This is a genomic window from Paenibacillus sp. ISL-20 (genome assembly GCF_018613005.1).
GTDB lineage: Bacteria > Bacillota > Bacilli > Paenibacillales > Paenibacillaceae > Paenibacillus_AQ.
The window spans coordinates 40,800-58,670 of the sequence record NZ_JAGGRD010000016.1 but is presented as its reverse complement, the minus strand read 5'-3'; the positions used below and the strand labels follow the sequence as shown (position 1 = coordinate 58,670).

General features: G+C 55.2%; 7 protein-coding genes. All 7 read right to left on the bottom strand.

Annotated features, from left to right (window positions below; translation table 11 throughout):
• Nucleotides 1-61: 61 nt before the first annotated feature.
• Nucleotides 62-988: a poly(ethylene terephthalate) hydrolase family protein gene (locus tag J7E85_RS09880; RefSeq protein WP_215157331.1), complete on the bottom strand. Its 927-nt coding sequence runs from the start codon at nt 986-988 to the stop codon at nt 62-64.
• 719 nt (nt 989-1,707) lie between these two features.
• Nucleotides 1,708-2,166: a cupin domain-containing protein gene (locus J7E85_RS09875; RefSeq protein ID WP_215157323.1), complete on the bottom strand. Its 459-nt coding sequence runs from the start codon at nt 2,164-2,166 to the stop codon at nt 1,708-1,710.
• 591 nt (nt 2,167-2,757) lie between these two features.
• A complete protein-coding gene (locus tag J7E85_RS09870) occupies nt 2,758-4,131 on the bottom strand; it encodes a M20/M25/M40 family metallo-hydrolase (protein WP_215157321.1) in 1,374 nt (457 codons plus the stop codon).
• A gap of 423 nt (nt 4,132-4,554) precedes the next feature.
• Nucleotides 4,555-5,835, bottom strand: a complete 1,281-nt coding sequence (gene fabD / locus J7E85_RS09865; RefSeq protein ID WP_215157319.1) for an ACP S-malonyltransferase — start codon at nt 5,833-5,835, stop codon at nt 4,555-4,557.
• Between the two features lie 22 nt (nt 5,836-5,857).
• Nucleotides 5,858-6,574 carry a thioesterase II family protein gene (locus J7E85_RS09860; RefSeq protein WP_215157317.1) on the bottom strand — a complete coding sequence of 239 codons (717 nt, stop codon included), beginning with the start codon at nt 6,572-6,574 and terminating at the stop codon, nt 5,858-5,860.
• A gap of 40 nt (nt 6,575-6,614) precedes the next feature.
• On the bottom strand, nt 6,615-7,586 hold the full coding sequence (locus J7E85_RS09855; RefSeq protein WP_215157315.1) for a hypothetical protein: 972 nt from the start codon (nt 7,584-7,586) through the stop codon (nt 6,615-6,617).
• A 33-nt stretch (nt 7,587-7,619) separates the two neighbouring features.
• Nucleotides 7,620-17,861, bottom strand: coding sequence for a non-ribosomal peptide synthetase (locus J7E85_RS09850; RefSeq protein WP_215157313.1), 10,242 nt, complete (start codon nt 17,859-17,861; stop codon nt 7,620-7,622).
• Nucleotides 17,862-17,871: the final 10 nt, after the last annotated feature.

Here is a 17,871-nt window from a genome sequence, read left to right as displayed (position 1 = left end):
TCGTACCGAGGGAGTTCAATGACTACATCAACAAAAGAACGGAAAAAATGCCGTTCTTTTGTTATTGCACGAATTTTTTATCATCCATATTTGCTTGTTTAACGTCCACCCAATTTGTATTATGCAACATCTCCGAAGAATCCCCATGAAATGCCTTCATGGCTTCCTGATCATCAAACAGCCGATATCTCATCCAAGCCGTCAAGTAACCCCTATGATTGCCACCATTACCTTCAATCGCTGTATGAGCTGCACCTTTTGCCATCCCCATCATAACAGGCGTACTTGCGTTAGTACTATGCAAGGCTAATTGATTCGTTGATACCGGTGAGATTAGAAAATCTCGTGTACCGCCCATAATGAGGAAAGGAACGGTAATAAGTGCTGTATCGTACACATCTTCTGGATCACAATGCTTCAAATCCGGGAGAGCGATGGATACAACCGTCTTAATCAAGGATCCACTTATATAGTTGGTATGAGCATTAATGACCCCAGTAGACCCTTGAGAATGTCCAGCTACACCAATATGTTCCATTTGTATTCTTTGATAAAACAAGCTGTTTGCTAGTTGGTTTTCATTTCTCAAATAATCAATAGCCTCCACAATTTCTTTGCCTGTTCCTGTTGTCTTGCTATAGGAATCTATTACAATGAATCCCCAGCTAGCAAGATGAGTTAAGAGCTCATCATAACGATCTGGCGTGGCATCTGTTCCATTCCCCCAAGAAATAATAGGATAGGATTCGTCTCCTTGAAATGCTGGGTAGTAAATTCTAAATAAAGCCCCACCGCTCGTACTCTTAACTTCTTCTACCTTTACTTGATAGCTTCCTTGCTGTGCATAACGCTGCTCAATGCTTCCTTCTGCAAGTTCTGGTACATTAGAATGAGTGATTATATGCATGAAAATTGTTATTGGCACTGCAACGATAAAGACTAAAGCTGACAACCATAAAATCCACTTTCGCTTTATCAAAACCGACATCACGTGACCTCTACGATAGTCTATAGATTTCTCTATCGTTTTCTCTGTTAAAAATATAGAACTAAAGGGATATACGTGAAAGATGTAGTTATGTTTCATTAAACAAGTGCTAGATTGAAAAAATAGATACGGAGGACCGAGAATAGCTTAAAAAATACGATTTGCTGCAAGTGCAATAGACTCGAAATTGATCACCAAAGAGATGTGATGGTTGATACTCCGATGCTTGAGTGAATACAACGCTCGTTATAATAATCAATATAGGACGTGACCACGCTATAAGCTTCTGCTTTGTTAGTAAATAAATTCGAATGTCGTGGCTCAGGTTGATAACCTTCTTCGTTGAAACACCTAATCGACAAAGGTCCTCCACAATGCACCCCATTTTGTGTCAAAATCCTACAATAGGGTCACATTTGTGCATTTTTTAATGATACAATCAAACCACATAAAATAAAAAAAAGCCCAGAGAATCAGGCTTTAGTACTGTTCGTAATGTGGTACATTTGTCTCATTAGACATCATCCCGCAGAATACAAGGATTGTATCAGGAGATCCTGCCCGCCGGTCGGGAATTATTCTGGCAGCTAGTCCGCTCGAAATTGGTACCGGGGCATCGCTAAAGCCCCGGTTCTGAAACCATGGAGCCCGGAGTATAAGTACATTACTGTTGCGGCGGTTTGGGTTTCGGATTTCTCTCGCGAGTAGAAATTAGAATGTTACGCTTGTTCTGCCCAGTTAGCCGGATATGTTACATAGATAAATCGTGCATATTCTGGCACAGAAAATTGAATCCTGCTTCCATTTGGAATCAGGATCACTTCTCCTGGTTCAACTGACACCTTTGTACCATCGATGATAACATCCAGATGTCCCTCAATCACATAATCAATTTCATCGTAGTTAAGTGTCCAGTCAAAGGTTGTTTTTTTCATCTCCATGATACCGCAGCCAAGTCTTGGACTTTCCTTTAGCGAAAAAAGATCTTTACAATAGACGATATCATTAGGGTTGCCTGTATCGAGACGATCCTCTTCTGTTACTTTCATATTTGGCACTTTAATAGAAGTAATCCCTCCAGGACCTCTATGAACGTTCTGTTCAATAGCATCAGCCCCTACTTTTTCCATGATGACTTTACGAACCATCTCTTCAATCATCTTTTTATCGATACTCATGGGTACCCTCCTCTACTTCTTAGGTGCAGTTTTTTGGAACCATTTTACTTGCAATGAGCATAGCAACCATTACAGCCGTGATACACTTTTTAACATCGATTCTGTTCTCGACTAAAAGAGGTGTGAAACAAATTTTTGCCATTTCCTCATCTCCCATACCAGAGAATAAACACAAAAAGGCCTAAAGTTATACCGCTTCCTAACAAGTAGGAAAATGCTATAACCTTAAGCCTCTTTGCTTTAGTAAGACTACGCCTTTGTAGTCCTCTATTACATTTTAAACGTGAATGAAACGTTTGTTTCACACGCTGTAGATTCAAATTGCACGCTCCCTTAAGTTTATCCTTAACATAGCTATTTACAATAGATAAAACTAAACTTTTTTGTGAACATTCTTCAACGTTGAATCCTTTGCCATCATCTATAACTCCAATCGTGCAAAAGCTGTTGTTGGCAACTCATAGAAATAACGATGTGTCCATGCTCACAATCTTGAAAAGCTATGCAAAAAAAGCGCTTGAAATGGCCATTTGCATTTCAAGCGCTAATAAAATTGTAAATATGCGAATATTCAAAACGTTTTAAAAGGCATCATGGCATCGCTCCGTACCGTTCCAGCACCCGGTAAATCGCATCCGTGCCGAACCCGACCGCTTCTACAGGAATGCGTTCATCAGCCGCATGAATCAGTTTGGTAAACTGCATGTCCTTGGGCAGCGGTATTGGCAGGAAACCATAGGTTTGGATGCCGAGCCTCGCAAACCATCTTCCGTCCGTCCCTCCGGGCAGCAGCATCGGCACCGGAACGGCCTCCTTATCCGATTCTTTCAGCACATCGGACAGCAAACCGAACATCCCCATGTCGGGAACCGCGGTGCATGGGTCATGGCGCAGAACTTCCAGCTCGATCGAATCATGAATCGCGAATCGGCGCAGCTCGTCCATAAATTGCTGCGGAGTGACGCCCGGTAGCGTTCGGCCGTCCAGCTCAACCGTAATTTCGCTTGGATGAACGTTGATTTTCTCGCCGCCGCGAACAACGGTCGCGCTGACCGTATTACGCAGAAGCGGGGCGAACGTCCCGCCCTTTTCCCCCAGCAGCTTCAGGATGAAGCCGCCCACCCGGGGACGCAGCAGCCCTCTCAGCAGCAGCGCCGGCAGCAGCGGAAGTGCGGCGGCCATGCCTTCAATCATCAGCCGTGCCGCTGGTGCCACACGTATCGGCAGCTTATTCCTGCTAAGCGATTGAAGCATGTTCCCCAATTGCGCCATACAGTCGGCTCCCGGCTTGCCCATGGAGCCGTGGCCTCCATCTCCTCGAATCGTCGCTTTGAGCCAACATAGCTGTTTCTCCGCCACCATAATCGGATAAAAGGTTTTCCCCAGGGCATGAAACGCAAAGCCGCCAAATTCGCCGAGCGCATACTTGACGCCCGCAAAATAATCGGCATGCCGCTCGACCAGGAAGGAAGCCCCGTATTCGCCCCCTGCTTCCTCGTCGCTGACAATCGCCAGAATGAGATCGCCGCGCAGCGGCAGCTTGCGGACATGCGCGCGGAGGAAAGCCGATACGAGCATCGCCACGCCGCCTTTCATGTCAAGAGCGCCCCGCCCCCAGATGAAGCCGCCCTCAATGTCGCCCCCGAACGGGTCGCGGCTCCAGGCTTGCTTGTCGACACCAACGACGTCGACATGCCCGTACAACAGCAGCGGCGGTGCTTCCCCGCTGCCCTTCAACCTGGCCAGCAGATTGGGACGGGCCGGATCAAGCGCCTCAATCTGCGTCTCAATGCCCGCATCCTCAAGCAGTTGCTGGATATACATGATGCATGCGGCTTCCTCGCCCGGCGGATTGGTTGTATTGAAGCGGATCAATGCCTGCAAAATCTCCACGGGAGACGGCAGCTCCGCAAGGCGCCGGGCTCCATCCTGTTCAAACTCGTTATTGGCCAGCCGGATAACCATGTCCCCGCTCCTTCCTATAAGAGGTTGTTCAAAAAGTCCGCTTTTGATAAGAAAACCAATCGAGGCAAATTCAAGGTTGAGCGACCGCGATTCAGAGGTGGGTTTTCTTGCGATATAGAATTTCATCAACTCCGTTGATAACTTATAAATCCTATATCTAACACGAAGTAACACTGAAAGCATATTCGACATCGAATCTTGAATTCAGCCGGGCCTAAGCAGATGCTTACGAAGTCATGTTTCCTGCGGAAACATCTCAGGTGCTCACGTACCCACTACAAGCCTATGCTTCCGAGGTCGTTTTCTACGAAAACGTGTAGCTCCGCTCCTCTGACCCTAGCTTCATCCAACTGAAGCGTTTTGAAAAAACGCACATCGGAAGTATAAGCTTCGGTGCTGAAAACTGACCTTTTTGAACACGCACTATAATAGACTGCCCGCGTATGATCGGTCGGCAGGAGAAACGCCTGGCAAGCTGCGCAGGTCGAACTCACTCTGCAGTCTTGCAAGCCGCCGCTCCTGCTCTTCGGCGGACGTGCCTTTGGTGCGAAACACCGATTCCAGCATCGCCAGCGCTTGCCGAACATGCGCTTCCGCCACTTGCTCTTCCGTCTCCCGCAGCCGATCGACCAACTGCTGCACGCCTCGATAAGGAGAAGCGACGCCTTGTTCATATTCGGCCGCGTTCCAGTTGCGGTTGCGGACGCAAGTGGCGATAGCCAGACAACGATTCAGCAGATCAATCGAATAGGCGTCCGTTTGTCGGCTTGCGGCAACCAGATGTGCCTCATCCTCCTTGTCGTCAAAAGAGAATACGCGCAGTCCGTAGGGTGGAGCCAGCCGTTTCAATATATTGCCCGGCCCCAGTTCCACGGCATAGGCAATGCCAATGCTCTTCTGAAATGCAAGGACCGCCGGCCAATTGACGGGGTCCGTCAATCCCCTTGCCAGCATACCTGCGATTTCCGCCGTATTCCCGTAAGGCAGACCCGTCAAGGAGGAAACGACGGGAAAATCCATTTCTCCAAACGAGACGCAATTCAGCACTTCGGCAAATTGCGCCGCGGCCGGTGCCATCAACGGGCTATGGAACGGCGCGCTTACCTGCAGTGGAATGACTGCGGCCCCATGGGAGGAAAGTCTTTCGGACGCTTCATGGACGGCCTCGTTGTGTCCCGAAATTACCGTTTGCTGCTCTGAATTTATATTCGATACCACAACAATACGGCTACCTTCCGCGCAGCCTGCGCTGGTTTCCAAGCATACTCTGGCGACAACATCGGGACTCGGCCCATTCACGGCGGCCATCGCGCCGATCCCCGCAGCAGCGGCCCTTTGCATCAACTCGCCACGGCGGCGTACGAGCCGGAGCGCATCCGGGAACGTTATGGTCCCCGCGCAGGTTAAAGCCGTAATCTCGCCCAGGCTGTGGCCGGCAGCCATCGCAGGCAGGTATCCCCATTCCCGGCTGTACACGCGGTACATCGCCACGCCAAGCGCAAGAATGGCGGGCTGGGCATTGTCTGTTCGCGTCAGCTCCGTCATCGGTCCCTCATACATCAGGCTGTCAAGGCGCATGCCCAGCGCTTCGTTCGCTTCCTCTATCGTCGCTTTGACAACCGCATGCAGCTCGCTCAGCGTTTTTCCCATTCCGACGCGCTGCGAGCCCTGTCCGGGAAACCATATCGCATGTTTGTTCAGCATCTTCCATCACGCTCCTTACGGGTCAGATCGGGGCAGGCGCCTCGGTCAGCTTTTTGTTAATCACCGCTACAACATCGCGTTCCCGCTCATGCAGAAAAAAATGTCCGCCTTCAAACAGCATCAGCTCGCAGCCTCCCGTCGCATAACGCTCCCATTCACCGAGCGGGCCTTTGACGCAGCTGTCATCCTTGCCGCTCAAGATGGTGAGCCGGAGCGGCAACGGTGGCCGCATCCGATGCTCGTATTCGCCGACAAGCTTGAAGTCGGCTCTTAGGATCGGCATAAACATATCCAGCAGCTCCCGATGCCGGAACAGCTCGCCCGGCATGCCGCCGAGCCGTTTCAGTTCCTCCAGAAACTCGTCATCCGGAAGCTTATGGGTCCGGCGAGCCTCCTCCTGCTCGCAATGCGGCGCCCCTCTGCCGGAGAGGAAGACTGCCGCAGGCAGCGGGAATCCTTCTTCCCGCAGCGCATGCAACACCTCATACCCAAGCAGGCTGCCCATGCTGTGGCCGAATAAAGCATATGAATCGGAGCTGTGCGCCGTCTCCAGCACCAGCGGCAGCAAATCCCGCACGGCCTCCGCCGCGTCCGCATAGAACGGCTCGCCCATGCGGCTTCCTCTGCCCGCCAGTTCGGCCGGTACCAGACGCACGCCAGGATGCAGCCGGTTCGTCCAGCGCTTATACACTTGTGCGGAGCCTCCTGCATATGGCAAACAAATTAAAGATATCGTCATAACGCCCGCCTCCCGGGTAACATGTTGACGCAAGCGGCCTTTACACGCCGGCGACAAGCGTGGTCCAGAACGCTTTTTCCTTCGCGAACAAATCTTCTGCGAGCGCCAGCTCTCTGCCGCGTTCGAAGTCCCCCGTCACAAAGCGGTCCTTCACCATATCCCATCCGTCCCTCACTGCGCCAAGCTGACCGGACAGCGACTCATGCAGCGCTTCGCCGATCAGTCTCTTCTCCCGCATGGATCGGAGCAGTGACATGTTGGCGATATGCCGGTTGCAAATGATGTTGACGCCGACAAGGCCATAGGTCAAATGAGCTTGCTTCTTCTCCGGGTCGGAATCTACATTCCACATACCCTCTATTGAGAACTCGCCAAGCTCCCTCGCCAGCCGCTCCGCATTTTCCACCACTTCAGTCAGCTTCAACTCGTAGGGCTGAATTTTTTCCTGCAAGTTGTATACGTAGAAGGCAGGCCCCAAATAGCTCGGGTTCACGTTGTATTCCGAGTTGCCGTACGCCTTGAGCAGCCTTTCCTCCGGCACCTCGTGCTCCTCGTAGCCGGCAAGCGTATCGTCAATGACGTAGAAGACGCCGCGCTCCTTGTCGTATCCGTTAAACAGCGAATAATGATACCAATGGAACCTTTTCCAGGCCATGCTGCCCGGCAGCCAGTCATACAAATCGACGTTTACGCTCAGGTTGCGTCCGCCCGTAAGCATCGCCCTGATTTCATTCAGCACCGTCTCCTTGCTGCAGAAATGACCGGGCTCGATATAGCGGATCACCTGCGACAGCGGGAATCTGGCCGGGTCGTCCATATAATACAGCGTGTCAATAGTCGGATAGCGGAAGTCTTTGTCTGTTGCGGCCTCCCAAGGATAGTACCGGTAAATGTTCAAATACGCCGCGTCCCTGTAGCTGGGATCCTCGGACACCGCAATGGAAAACGCCTGGTTCAGCATGCAGTTCATCCAAAACTCGTTAAACGGTTTCCTTTTCATCGACAGCTTCATCGTTCGCCGCCCCCTTAGGCACAGAATGTTGGTTCAAGCAAGCACAGCACTGATTTTTTTCTTTGCTCCGTCTTCGACCAGCGCGTGTATGATCGCCGTATAATCATCCGCCAGCGCCCAGGCGTTCTCTTCGCGGAAAAGACTTGTCGCATATTCCAGCGTAAAGCCGATCCTGCCGTCCCGCTCCGCCGCTTCAAGCGTCAAATCGAATTTGCTGACGCCCGGATCGAATTCCTTGGGATCGAATTCAATGCCGCCCGAACGGTAAGCGACGCGATCGATATTTTGCAAAATAAACATCGTATCGAACAGCGGATTGCGGCTGCGGTCCTGTTCGATTCCCAGCTTTTGCACCAAATCCTCAAACGGGTAATTCTGGTGCTCCAGCGCTCGCAGCACATCCTCATGCAGCTCGGACAAATAATCGCCAACGGTCCGGTACGATTCCGGGAAGCTGCGAATCGCGACCGTATTGACGAACATTCCGATCAGCCCTTCCAGCTGCGCATGATTGCGGCCTGCTACCGGCGTGCCGATAATGATATCCTCCTCACCGCTCCACTTGCCCAGCAGCATCGAATAAGCCCCGAGCAGCACCGTGTACAACGTCGTGCCGCGCTCGCGCGCAAACGCCTTGATCTTGAGCGTCAGATCCTCATCAAGTATGAAGTTGATCAGACCGCCCTCGAAGTTTTGCAGTTCCGGCCTTGGCAAGGCTGTCTTGAGCTCCACCGGCGGCAGCTCCCCTTCGAACGCCTCCAGCCAGTATCGCTCATGCTCCATATAGGCCTCGCTGCCGATTTGTTCTTCTTGCCATACCGCGTAATCCCGGTACTGGATATCAAGCTCCGGCAGCTCGCCGCCGCCGTACAAAGTGGTTAGTTCCTGCAGCAGGACACTGACGGAGACGCCGTCGGTAATAATATGATGAAAGTCCAGCAGCAGCAGATGGCGCTCCTCGCCAAGCGGAATTAATCCAGCCCGGAACAGCGGGAGACTGCCGAGATCAAACGGACGGATAAAGCGCTCCATCAGCCCGCTGATGCCGCCGAACAATCCTTCGTCTCCGCCTTCCGCGAGAAGCTTGCCTGCCGCCATTCTCAGCTTGGCGCCCCGCTCCAGCGTAAATACCGGCTCTGCATGCACGCGCTGGCGGAACTCGTCCTCCTCGTGATGAAACGTCGTTCTGAGCGATTCATGGCGGCGCATCATCGCAAGGAAAGCTTCCTCCAGACGCTCCACATCGAGCTTGCCGTGCATATGCACGGCGAACGGCACATGGTACATCGTTGCCTCGCCCGAGATCAGCTCCATCATAAATTGGCGGCGCTGCGCCCTTGACATCGGGTAATACTGGCGCTCCGGCTGTTTCGGGATGCGTGCAGCCGCCACGGTTCCACTAGTGTCCAGATGAGCTGCTAAACCTTCCAGCGTAGGATTCATAAAAATATCGCGCAGCGGCATTTGGATGCCAAAGCGTTCCGCAATGCGGCTAACCATGCCTGCCGCCTTCAGTGAATGGCCGCCCAGCTCGAAAAAGCTGTCCTTGGCGCTGATCGCATCCGTACCGAGCAGCTCCTTCCAAATTTCCGCCAGCTTGCGCTCGGTATCCGTCGACAGCGGAACAAGCTCGCGTATGTCAGCGTCGCCCGGTCCCGGCTTCGGCAGCGCCCTTCTGTCAATTTTGCCCGTTGGCGTAAGCGGAACTGCATCCAGAACGACCATGAAGGCCGGAACCATATAATCAGGCAGCTTGTCCCCGAGATATTCGCGCAGCTGCCCGGTCAACCGGCCGGATGGGGCAGTGCCGCCTTGCTCCGCATCCGCTGCAGTGGCGTTCTGCATAACGACATACGCGCAAAGCGCATATTCCCCATCCTCTTCCTGAAACGCGGTGACGACCGTTTCCTTCACCTGCTCATGGCGAAGCAGCAACTGCTCAATTTCACCGATTTCAATCCGGTGCCCCCTGATTTTCACCTGAAAATCGCGGCGTCCCGCATACGCAAACAACCCATTTTCAAGCCTGCGCCCAAGGTCGCCGGTGCGATACATGCGTTTGCCCGGAGCATACGGATTCGGCACAAAAGCGACATCCCATTCGGGATGGCTGAGATACCCACGCCCGACGCCCGGCCCGCCGATACAAATTTCGCCCGTCACGCCAGTCGGCTGCAGCTTCAGTCCTTCGTCAAGCACCATCATGACGGAACCTTCGATCGGCGTACCGATCGAAATCTCCTCGCCTTCGGTCACTTCCCGGATCGAAGTCCATACCGTCGTCTCCGTCGGTCCGTACAAATTAAACAATCTGGCTCCGGTAGCGGCGCGCAGCCTGCCGAGCACATCGGTCGTAAGCGGCTCCGCCCCGATCATCAATATGCGCAGCTTTTGCAAGCCCTCCGTTTCGCCTCGCTGATTCATCCACCATTTGAAGCGCGACGGCGTAATTTGCAGCACATCGACACCGTGCGCGTCGATCAGTCCTTGCAGCAAGGCTGCGTCGCCCCGTTCCTCTTCGCTCGCGAGTACAATCCGCATACCCAGCGTGAGCGGAAGCAGATTTTCAACGACAAAAATATCAAAGGAGACCGATGCCATCGCCAGGATGCTCTGGCCCTTCTCAAACGGAATCCGGTCTCGGAAGCCTCCGATGAAATGCGCCAGCCCGCGATGCTCGATCATCACTCCTTTGGGACGCCCGGTCGAGCCCGACGTATATAGCACATACGCTAAATGGTCCGGCTTATGGACTAACTCCGGATTGCCTCTGTCCGCCACATACAGCTCCGGATCGTCCAGATACCACTCGGCAACGGCTCTCGTTACGACTCCTGCATATGCTTTTTCCGTCAGCAGAAGCGCTTCGCCGCAATCCTCAAGCATCCAGTCGATCCTCTCTTTCGGATAAGCGGGATCAATGGCGACATATGCGCCTCCGGCTTTCAGAATACCCAAAATGGCGACAAGCAGCAGCGGGCTACGGGACGCCATCAGCGCGACAATGCGCTCGGGCCCCACACCCTTCGCCCGCAAGGAATGGGCAAGCCGATTCGCGCGTTCGTTCAGCTCGGCGTACGTCACCGTCTCCGCGCCGAATTGAATCGCCGCCGCATCCGGCGTACGCGCCGCCTGGCGCTCCACCTCATGGACAAACCCCGTCCATTCCGCCGTGGTTTGCGAGGAGGCCGTCGCATCTCCTTGCTGGTCCGTCGTGTCTTTCTGGGCTCGAGTTTCCATCCTACCACTGCTCCCCTCTCTGCTAGCGGCCTGTACCGGCATGCCTCCTCCGGTCAACAGTACCAGCAATTGCTCCCGCTCGCTTTCACTCATCAGCTCAAGCTCGCCGACCGTGCGACCCTGCGATCTGCACATCTCCCGCACGAGTACGGTATAGCTCTCCGCCATGCGATGCGCGGTCTCCTCATGAAACAAATCCGTTGCGTATTCCAGTTGAAGCTCGATTTCCTCTTCCCGCTCCACCGCTTCCAGTGTCATGTCGAACTTGCTTGTCCCCGTCTCGAACGGCATCTCGCCAAAGACGAGGCCACCAGCTTCCATCACCGCCCGGTCCATATTTTGCAAGACAAACATAACGTCAAACAAAGGATTGCGGCTTCTGTCCCTGTCTGCCTTCAGCCCTTCGACCAGCTCCTCGAAAGGATACGTCTGGCGCGAAAGTGCCTCTACAACAAGATTATGCAGCTCCGCCATATAGGCCCTTACCGTCTTGTCTCTTTCCGGCCTGGTCCGCAGCGCCAACGTGTTGACGAACATGCCGATCATGCCATGTGTATCGGCATGCTCCCTGCCGGCGGCGGGGGTGCCCACAATCACTTCGGACTTCCCGCTGTATTTGGCCAGCATCGCGGCAAAAGCGCCCAACAGCACCGTATACAGCGTCGTCTTGGCTTCCCGAGCCAGCATTCGCGCCTCTTCCGTTGTTCGCGCGTCCAGACGGAACGAATGGCGGCGGCCCTTATAGCTCGGCAGAGACGGCCGCGGCCGATCCGTCGGCAGCTCCAGCACAGAAAGCTTGCCTTCGAAGATTTCCATCCAGTACTGTTCATGTTCCTCATATGCGCCATTTGCAAATCCGGCTTCCTGCCACACTGCATAATCGCTGTATTGCACTCGCAGCTCCGGTAGTGCTTGTCCGGCATACAGCTGCGACAGCTCATTCACCAGCAAACCGGAGGATACGCCGTCCGTAATAATGTGATGAACATCCAGCAACAGCAGATGATCATCCTCATTCAGTCGCAGCAGCCCAGCCCGCAGCAGCGGCAGCTTGTCCAGATGGAACGGGCGCTGGAAGACTTCCATCAGCTTCGTCACCTCGGCGCCGTCTTGCAGCGCTCCCCGCAGCGCTTCGTCACCGGTCAACTCTGCGCAATCCAGCACTTCCAGCTTGAACGCATACGGCGGATGAACCATTTGCCTGAACTCGTCCTTTGTCATATGGAAGGTCGTCCGCAAGCTTTCGTGGCGGCCGATCAGCGCCGTAAACGCGTCTTCCAGCCTCGCCGCATTCAGCCTGCCCTGCAAGCGGAGCGCGAACGGCACATGATACATGGTGGCGTCTCCGGCCAGCATCTGCATCATATATTGGCGGCGCTGGGCGCGCGACATCGGATACCACTCGCGGCGTTCTGCCTTCGGAATCGGCTCGGCCGCCGCATCTGCGCCGTCCCGCTCCTTCAGCCAGGCGGCCATTTCCGCAATGGAGGTAAGCTCGAATATCAGGCTAAGTGGAACCAGGGTGCCCGCCGCCTGCTGCAGCTTGCCCGCCAGCACGGCAGCCTTCAAGGAATGGCCGCCAACCTCGAAAAAGTCGTCGTGAATACCAATTGGTCCTGCCGTATCGCCCAGCACATCTTCCCAAATGGCGGCAACACGCTCTTCCATCCCGTCTCGCGGCAGCTCCGGCTTTCCCTGCTCCCGTAGCCCGAAGTCCGGCTCCGGCAAGGCGCGCCGGTCCACTTTCCCGTTCGGCGTCAGCGGTATTGCGTCAATCGCCGCGATATAGGCCGGAATCATCGCCTCCGGCAGCTTGTCTTCTAGCTTCCTTCGCCATTCCCGCGAAGGGAGCTTGTCCGAAGTGACCACATATGCGCACAGTTCCTTGTCGCCGCTTGCCTGCTCGCGGACGATCACAACCGCGTCCTCCACCTCAGGAAGGGAAATCAATTGCGAGCGAACTTCGTTCATTTCAATCCGCACGCCTCTGATTTTTACCTGTTGGTCGACCCGGTCCACGTACATCGCGTTGCCGTCTGGCAGCCACTTTGCGATATCGCCGGTTCGATACATGAAGCGGCCCTCATGGTACGGATGTGGCAAAAAGCGCTCGGCTGTCATATCCGGCTTATTCACATAACCGTCAGCAAGGCCACTGCCGGCAATATACAGCTCGCCAGCGGCACCGATAGGAGCAAGCTGGCCGCCATAGCCGAATATATAAATTTCAACATTGTGCATCGGCCCGCCAATCGGCACATAACCGCCGCGATAAGCGCCAGGCTTGTATGCGTACATATTGGAGCATACCGTCGCCTCCGTCGGACCGTAGCCGTTAATCATCCGAATCTCGGGATTAAGCTTCGTATACAGCTCCAGCGTTTCGTCTTGAATCGGCTCTACACCAACGAGCATTTTGTCTAGCGTAATCGCGGTAGCCGATTGCTCCAGCTGCCTCGCAACCTCTTTCAGCAAAGACGGTGGTAAATAAGCGAATGTAATCCGCTCTTCCGCAATCACCTCGGCAATTCGCCGTGGATCAAGCAATTTCGGCTCCGGGTAAAGCACCGTGCAAGCCCCGAACATCAGTGGCATAAACAGCTCCGCTACGCTGACGTCAAACGAAATATTAGTCAGGCTGAGGCATCTGTCCCTCTCGCCGTATTGCCCATCAAAAAACGTTCTGAGCGAATGTCCGAAATTGTAAAAGCTGCGGTGGGGTACAATGACGCCCTTCGGCTGACCCGTAGAACCGGAGGTATAAATGACATACATCGGATCGGCTGCGTCCTGCGGCCATGCGTCATCGTCTCCGCCGGAGAACAGCGTCTCATCCGTAATGTCCAGCACCTGCAAGGAGGCTGGCACAAGAGCCGCGACTCCAGAACGCGTGCAGTCCGCGAATACTAGCTCCGCGCCGCTGTCCTCCAGCATATAGCGGATGCGTTCCTCAGGATAATGCGGATCTACAGGCATATAAGCGCCTCCGGCTTTCATAACGGCGAGCATAGCGGTAAGCATAGGGATGGAGCGCTCCGCCATAATGCCGACGATGCTGCCGCGTCCCACACCTCTGGCGCGCAAGGTTCGCGCCAGCGCATCGGTGCGGCGATCCAGCTCCCGGTAGGTCATGGATTCACCGCCGCAAGATACAGCCGGCAGGTCGGGAACGGCCGCCGCCTGTTCCTTGAAGCAAACATGCAGACAGCGCGGCGGCGGAAAGTCCGCTTCGCGTCTCCCCAGCGCCAGCATGTGCAGGCGCTCCCCCTCCGTTAGCATCTCCGCTTCGCCAAGCGTGGCGTCGGGACGGCGCGTCACACTGCGCAGCAGCTGCACATAATGCCGCATGAACCGCTCGGCTGTCGCGCGGCGAAACAAATCGGCATTATATTCCACGACAAGCCGCAATTCCGCACCATTCTCCACGGCCTGAATCATTAAATCGTATTTGGCCGTGCCATGCTCAAAGCGCTGGTGGCGATACGACAATCCCGCAGACGAAGCGTTTGGAATACCCAGGTTTTGCATGATGAACATCGTGTCAAACAGCGGACTCCGGCTGGCGTCCCTTCTGTCCATCCATTGCGCGATTTCCTCGAATGGATATTCGGCGTGGGCGTAAGCCCCGGTCGCCATCTCTTTCACTTCGGACAAGAGGGCTCTGAACGGCTTGTCCGCGTGCGGATAAGCGCGCAGCGCTAGCGTGCCGGTGAACATGCCCGCGATCGATTCCAGCTCGCGCCTGTTCCGTCCCGTAATCGGCGTACCGACGGCAATATCCTCAGCCCCCGTATAGTGGGCAAGGAACGTGTAATACGCCGCTAGCAGCACCATAAACGGAGTCGCGCCCGATTCGGCCGCGAGGCTGTGAACTGCCGTCGTCAAATCGGCCTCGACGTACACGTCGAACGTTTCGCCGTGATTGCCTTTGACGGGCGGACGCGGGGCATCGGTCGGAAGCGCAAGCAGCGGCCAGTCTCCCCGGCATTGCTCGCGCCAATACCGTTCGGCGTTCCCGGAGAGCGGCCTGCTCTCCTGCCATACCGCATAATCCTTGTATTGCAGCGGCAGTGGCGGCAACGAACCGCCCTGATATAAAGTCATCAGGTCGGACAAAAGAATGCCCGCCGACATGCCGTCGGATGCAATATGATGCATATCAAGAAACAGCACATGGCGCTCCGGCCCCAGCGTCAGCAAGGCTGCGCGGAGCAGCGGAGCCGTATCGAGCCTGAACGGCCGGAACAAGCTTTGCAGCACGGTGTCCGCTTCCGCTTCATCAGCCTCCATGCGAATCAAGCGGAAAGAAATGGCGTCGTGAACACGCTGTCTGATCTCTCCGTCGATGACGTGGAAGGTGGTGCGAAGCGTCTCGTGACGCTCTACAATGGCTTGCAAGACGGCCTCCAGCCGATCTGCATCAATAGCCCCGTCCAAGTGCAACAATTCGGGCAAATTATAGCTGCGATCATCCGGCATCGCCTGCTGTTGCAAATACATACGTTTCTGCGGCGATGAAACCGGATAATGCTCTTGCGGAGCCGCCTTTGGAATCGGCTCCAGTGTATAGCCGAACAAAGAGTCGGACGCTTGGCTGGTCAATGGCCCGACATGCCAGTCGAACGCTCCTGATCCGTCACGGCCGCCGGCTGCCGCATGCCCATCATACCCACCGTTCGCCTCGTGTCCGCCTTTCCTAACGTTCGCCCCTTGTCTATCAAGCCCCATGTTTGTTCTTTGCGCTGTCACCGCTCCGCTCTCCCTGAGCCGCTGCTCGATCAGGGCCGTGAACGAAGGTAGATCCGCATGTCCCAGCAAATCCGCCGCCTGAATGCGGACGTCCACAAGCTCGCTGACCCGGTTTACTATTTTGAGCGCAATAATGGAATCTCCGCCCAGCTCATAAAACCCGGCATTCGCAGGCAATTCGTCATAACCGAGCAGCTCTCCCCAGACATCTGCGATATGCTGCTCCCATTCCAGGCGGGAGCGCTCCCCGGTTAACGTGACGCCGCGCCGACTCTGACTCGTCATCCCGCCGTTCCGCTGAAGCACGGCCTGCCATCTGGCAAACGTCTCGTTCATTTCTTGCCCAAGCTCCTCGGGAATATCTCCACCGAGCGAATATCCGCTCCAGGCAGCAAATGGCATATGAAGCGCTGCTCCAACCCGCGTCTCCTCCACCCAGCAACGATGAGCATCGAACGGATACGTCGGAAGCGGCAGCCGATGGCAGCGTTGTCCCCGAAAGATTGCCTTCCAGTCGATCTCGTATCCGCCCACGTAACGTTGGCCCAGCTCCAGCGCTTCCAATTCCCGTTCATTTGAACCGGGTTGCTGTCTCATATTCCCGACCGGAGCTGAGTCGGCTGTCCCGAAGAGGACGTTCGGCAGCGCAAGGCCGTTAAGGCCGCTTTCGGCAACGGAATGCAAGGTGTGGACAAGCTCCTCCCAGCCGCTTACCGCAATCGCCAGGCGATACCGATGGGCTCCCCGGCCAACGGCCAAGGTGTAGCAAAGATCGGCTAGGCTGCGGTTCTCATCACCGCGATGCTCCTGAGCCCAGTCCCGCATCAGCAGCACGAGCCGCTCCAGCGCCGTCATGCTGTGCGCTGACAAGCAGAACAGCTCCGCTCTGTCCGAATGACCCGATGGTGTACCGGTAGGAGCCTCCTCCAGCACAACATGGCAATTGGTCCCGCTCATGCCAAATGCGCTTACTCCACATCTTCTTGCTTCGCCGTTCGTCTCCCATAGCGTCAATTCGTCATTGACATAAACGGGCGAATCCACAAACGGAATGTTGCGGTTCGGCGAGCGGTAATGAAGCGTTGGCGGCAACTGCTTGTGGACAAGCGACAGGATCGCCTTGAGCAGCCCTGCAATGCCGGCAGCATGATCGAGATGTCCGATATTTGTTTTCAGCGAGCCGATGGCGCAAAATTGCCGTTTATCGGTGTATCTCCGGAAGGCGCGCGTTAGCCCGTCGATTTCGATCGGGTCGCCAAGCGGGGTTCCCGTGCCGTGCGCCTCCATATACGTCACCGTTTCAGGATCAATGTCCGCATCCTGCCAAGCGCGTGCAATGACGTCCTCCTGCGCGAGGGCGTTCGGGGCGGTAATGCCGACCGAGCTGCCGTCCTGATTCATCGCGCTGCCTTTGATGACGGCATAAATATGGTCGCCGTCCTCTTGCGCGCGGGACAGCGGCTTCAACAGCAGCGCAATCACGCCATCGCCGATGCCCGTTCCGTCCGCCGAGTCGTCGAATGTTCTGGCCCGGTTGTCACTTGACTCGATGCCAAGCCGTATGCCGGTATCCAGAGGCAGCACGTTAATTTTGACGCTGCCGGCAATCGCCGCCTCACATTCACCGCTGCGAATCGATTGGCATGCCAGATGGACCGCTACCAGTGAGGAGGAGCAGGCGGTGTCCACGCTGATCGCCGGTCCGCGCAAATTAAGCAAATACGAAATCCGGCTCGGTATCATGGAGCTAAGATTGCCGGGCGCCGCCATGGACAAGGAGTCCGGGTCCAGCGCTTCGATGATTCGCTTGTAATCATGCAGCGAGTCCCCGTTATAGCCGATATAGACGCCAGTGCGCGAACCATGCAGCGCATCTCCGCCGTACCCCGCATTCTCAAGCGCGCCCCAGGCCGTCTGCAGGAACAGGCGCTGCGCCGGACTCATCAGCGAGGCTTCCTTGGGCGAAAGCCGGAAAAAAGAATAGTCAAAACCTGAAATATCTTCGATATACGCCCCGTCAAAAAAGGAAACGGAGCCGTATTGCGTCTCCATCCGGCGCAAATACGGCTTCAATTCCTCCTTGCGGGAATCCGGAAACCCTCCTACCAGGTCCTTGCCGCTCCGCAGAAGCTCCCAGAAGGCTTCGTGCGATTCCGCGAGCGGCAGTTTGGCGGATATCCCGACAATCGCAATATCCTTGAGGGAAACATTGGAGACGGAGCCCCCGCTCCGCCCCTTCCGCCCGGATGTGTCTTTTTTGGTATCCAGCAAATCCAATTGAAACATGGCGCCCTTC

Coding starts and splice junctions, on each gene's coding strand:
- J7E85_RS09880 (WP_215157331.1), bottom strand. CDS start 988: ATGTCGGTTTTGATAAAGCGAAAGTGGATTTTATGGTTGTCAGCTTTA.
- J7E85_RS09875 (WP_215157323.1), bottom strand. CDS start 2,166: ATGAGTATCGATAAAAAGATGATTGAAGAGATGGTTCGTAAAGTCATC.
- J7E85_RS09870 (WP_215157321.1), bottom strand. CDS start 4,131: ATGGTTATCCGGCTGGCCAATAACGAGTTTGAACAGGATGGAGCCCGG.
- fabD (WP_215157319.1), bottom strand. CDS start 5,835: ATGCTGAACAAACATGCGATATGGTTTCCCGGACAGGGCTCGCAGCGC.
- J7E85_RS09860 (WP_215157317.1), bottom strand. CDS start 6,574: ATGACGATATCTTTAATTTGTTTGCCATATGCAGGAGGCTCCGCACAA.
- J7E85_RS09855 (WP_215157315.1), bottom strand. CDS start 7,586: ATGAAGCTGTCGATGAAAAGGAAACCGTTTAACGAGTTTTGGATGAAC.
- J7E85_RS09850 (WP_215157313.1), bottom strand. CDS start 17,861: ATGTTTCAATTGGATTTGCTGGATACCAAAAAAGACACATCCGGGCGG.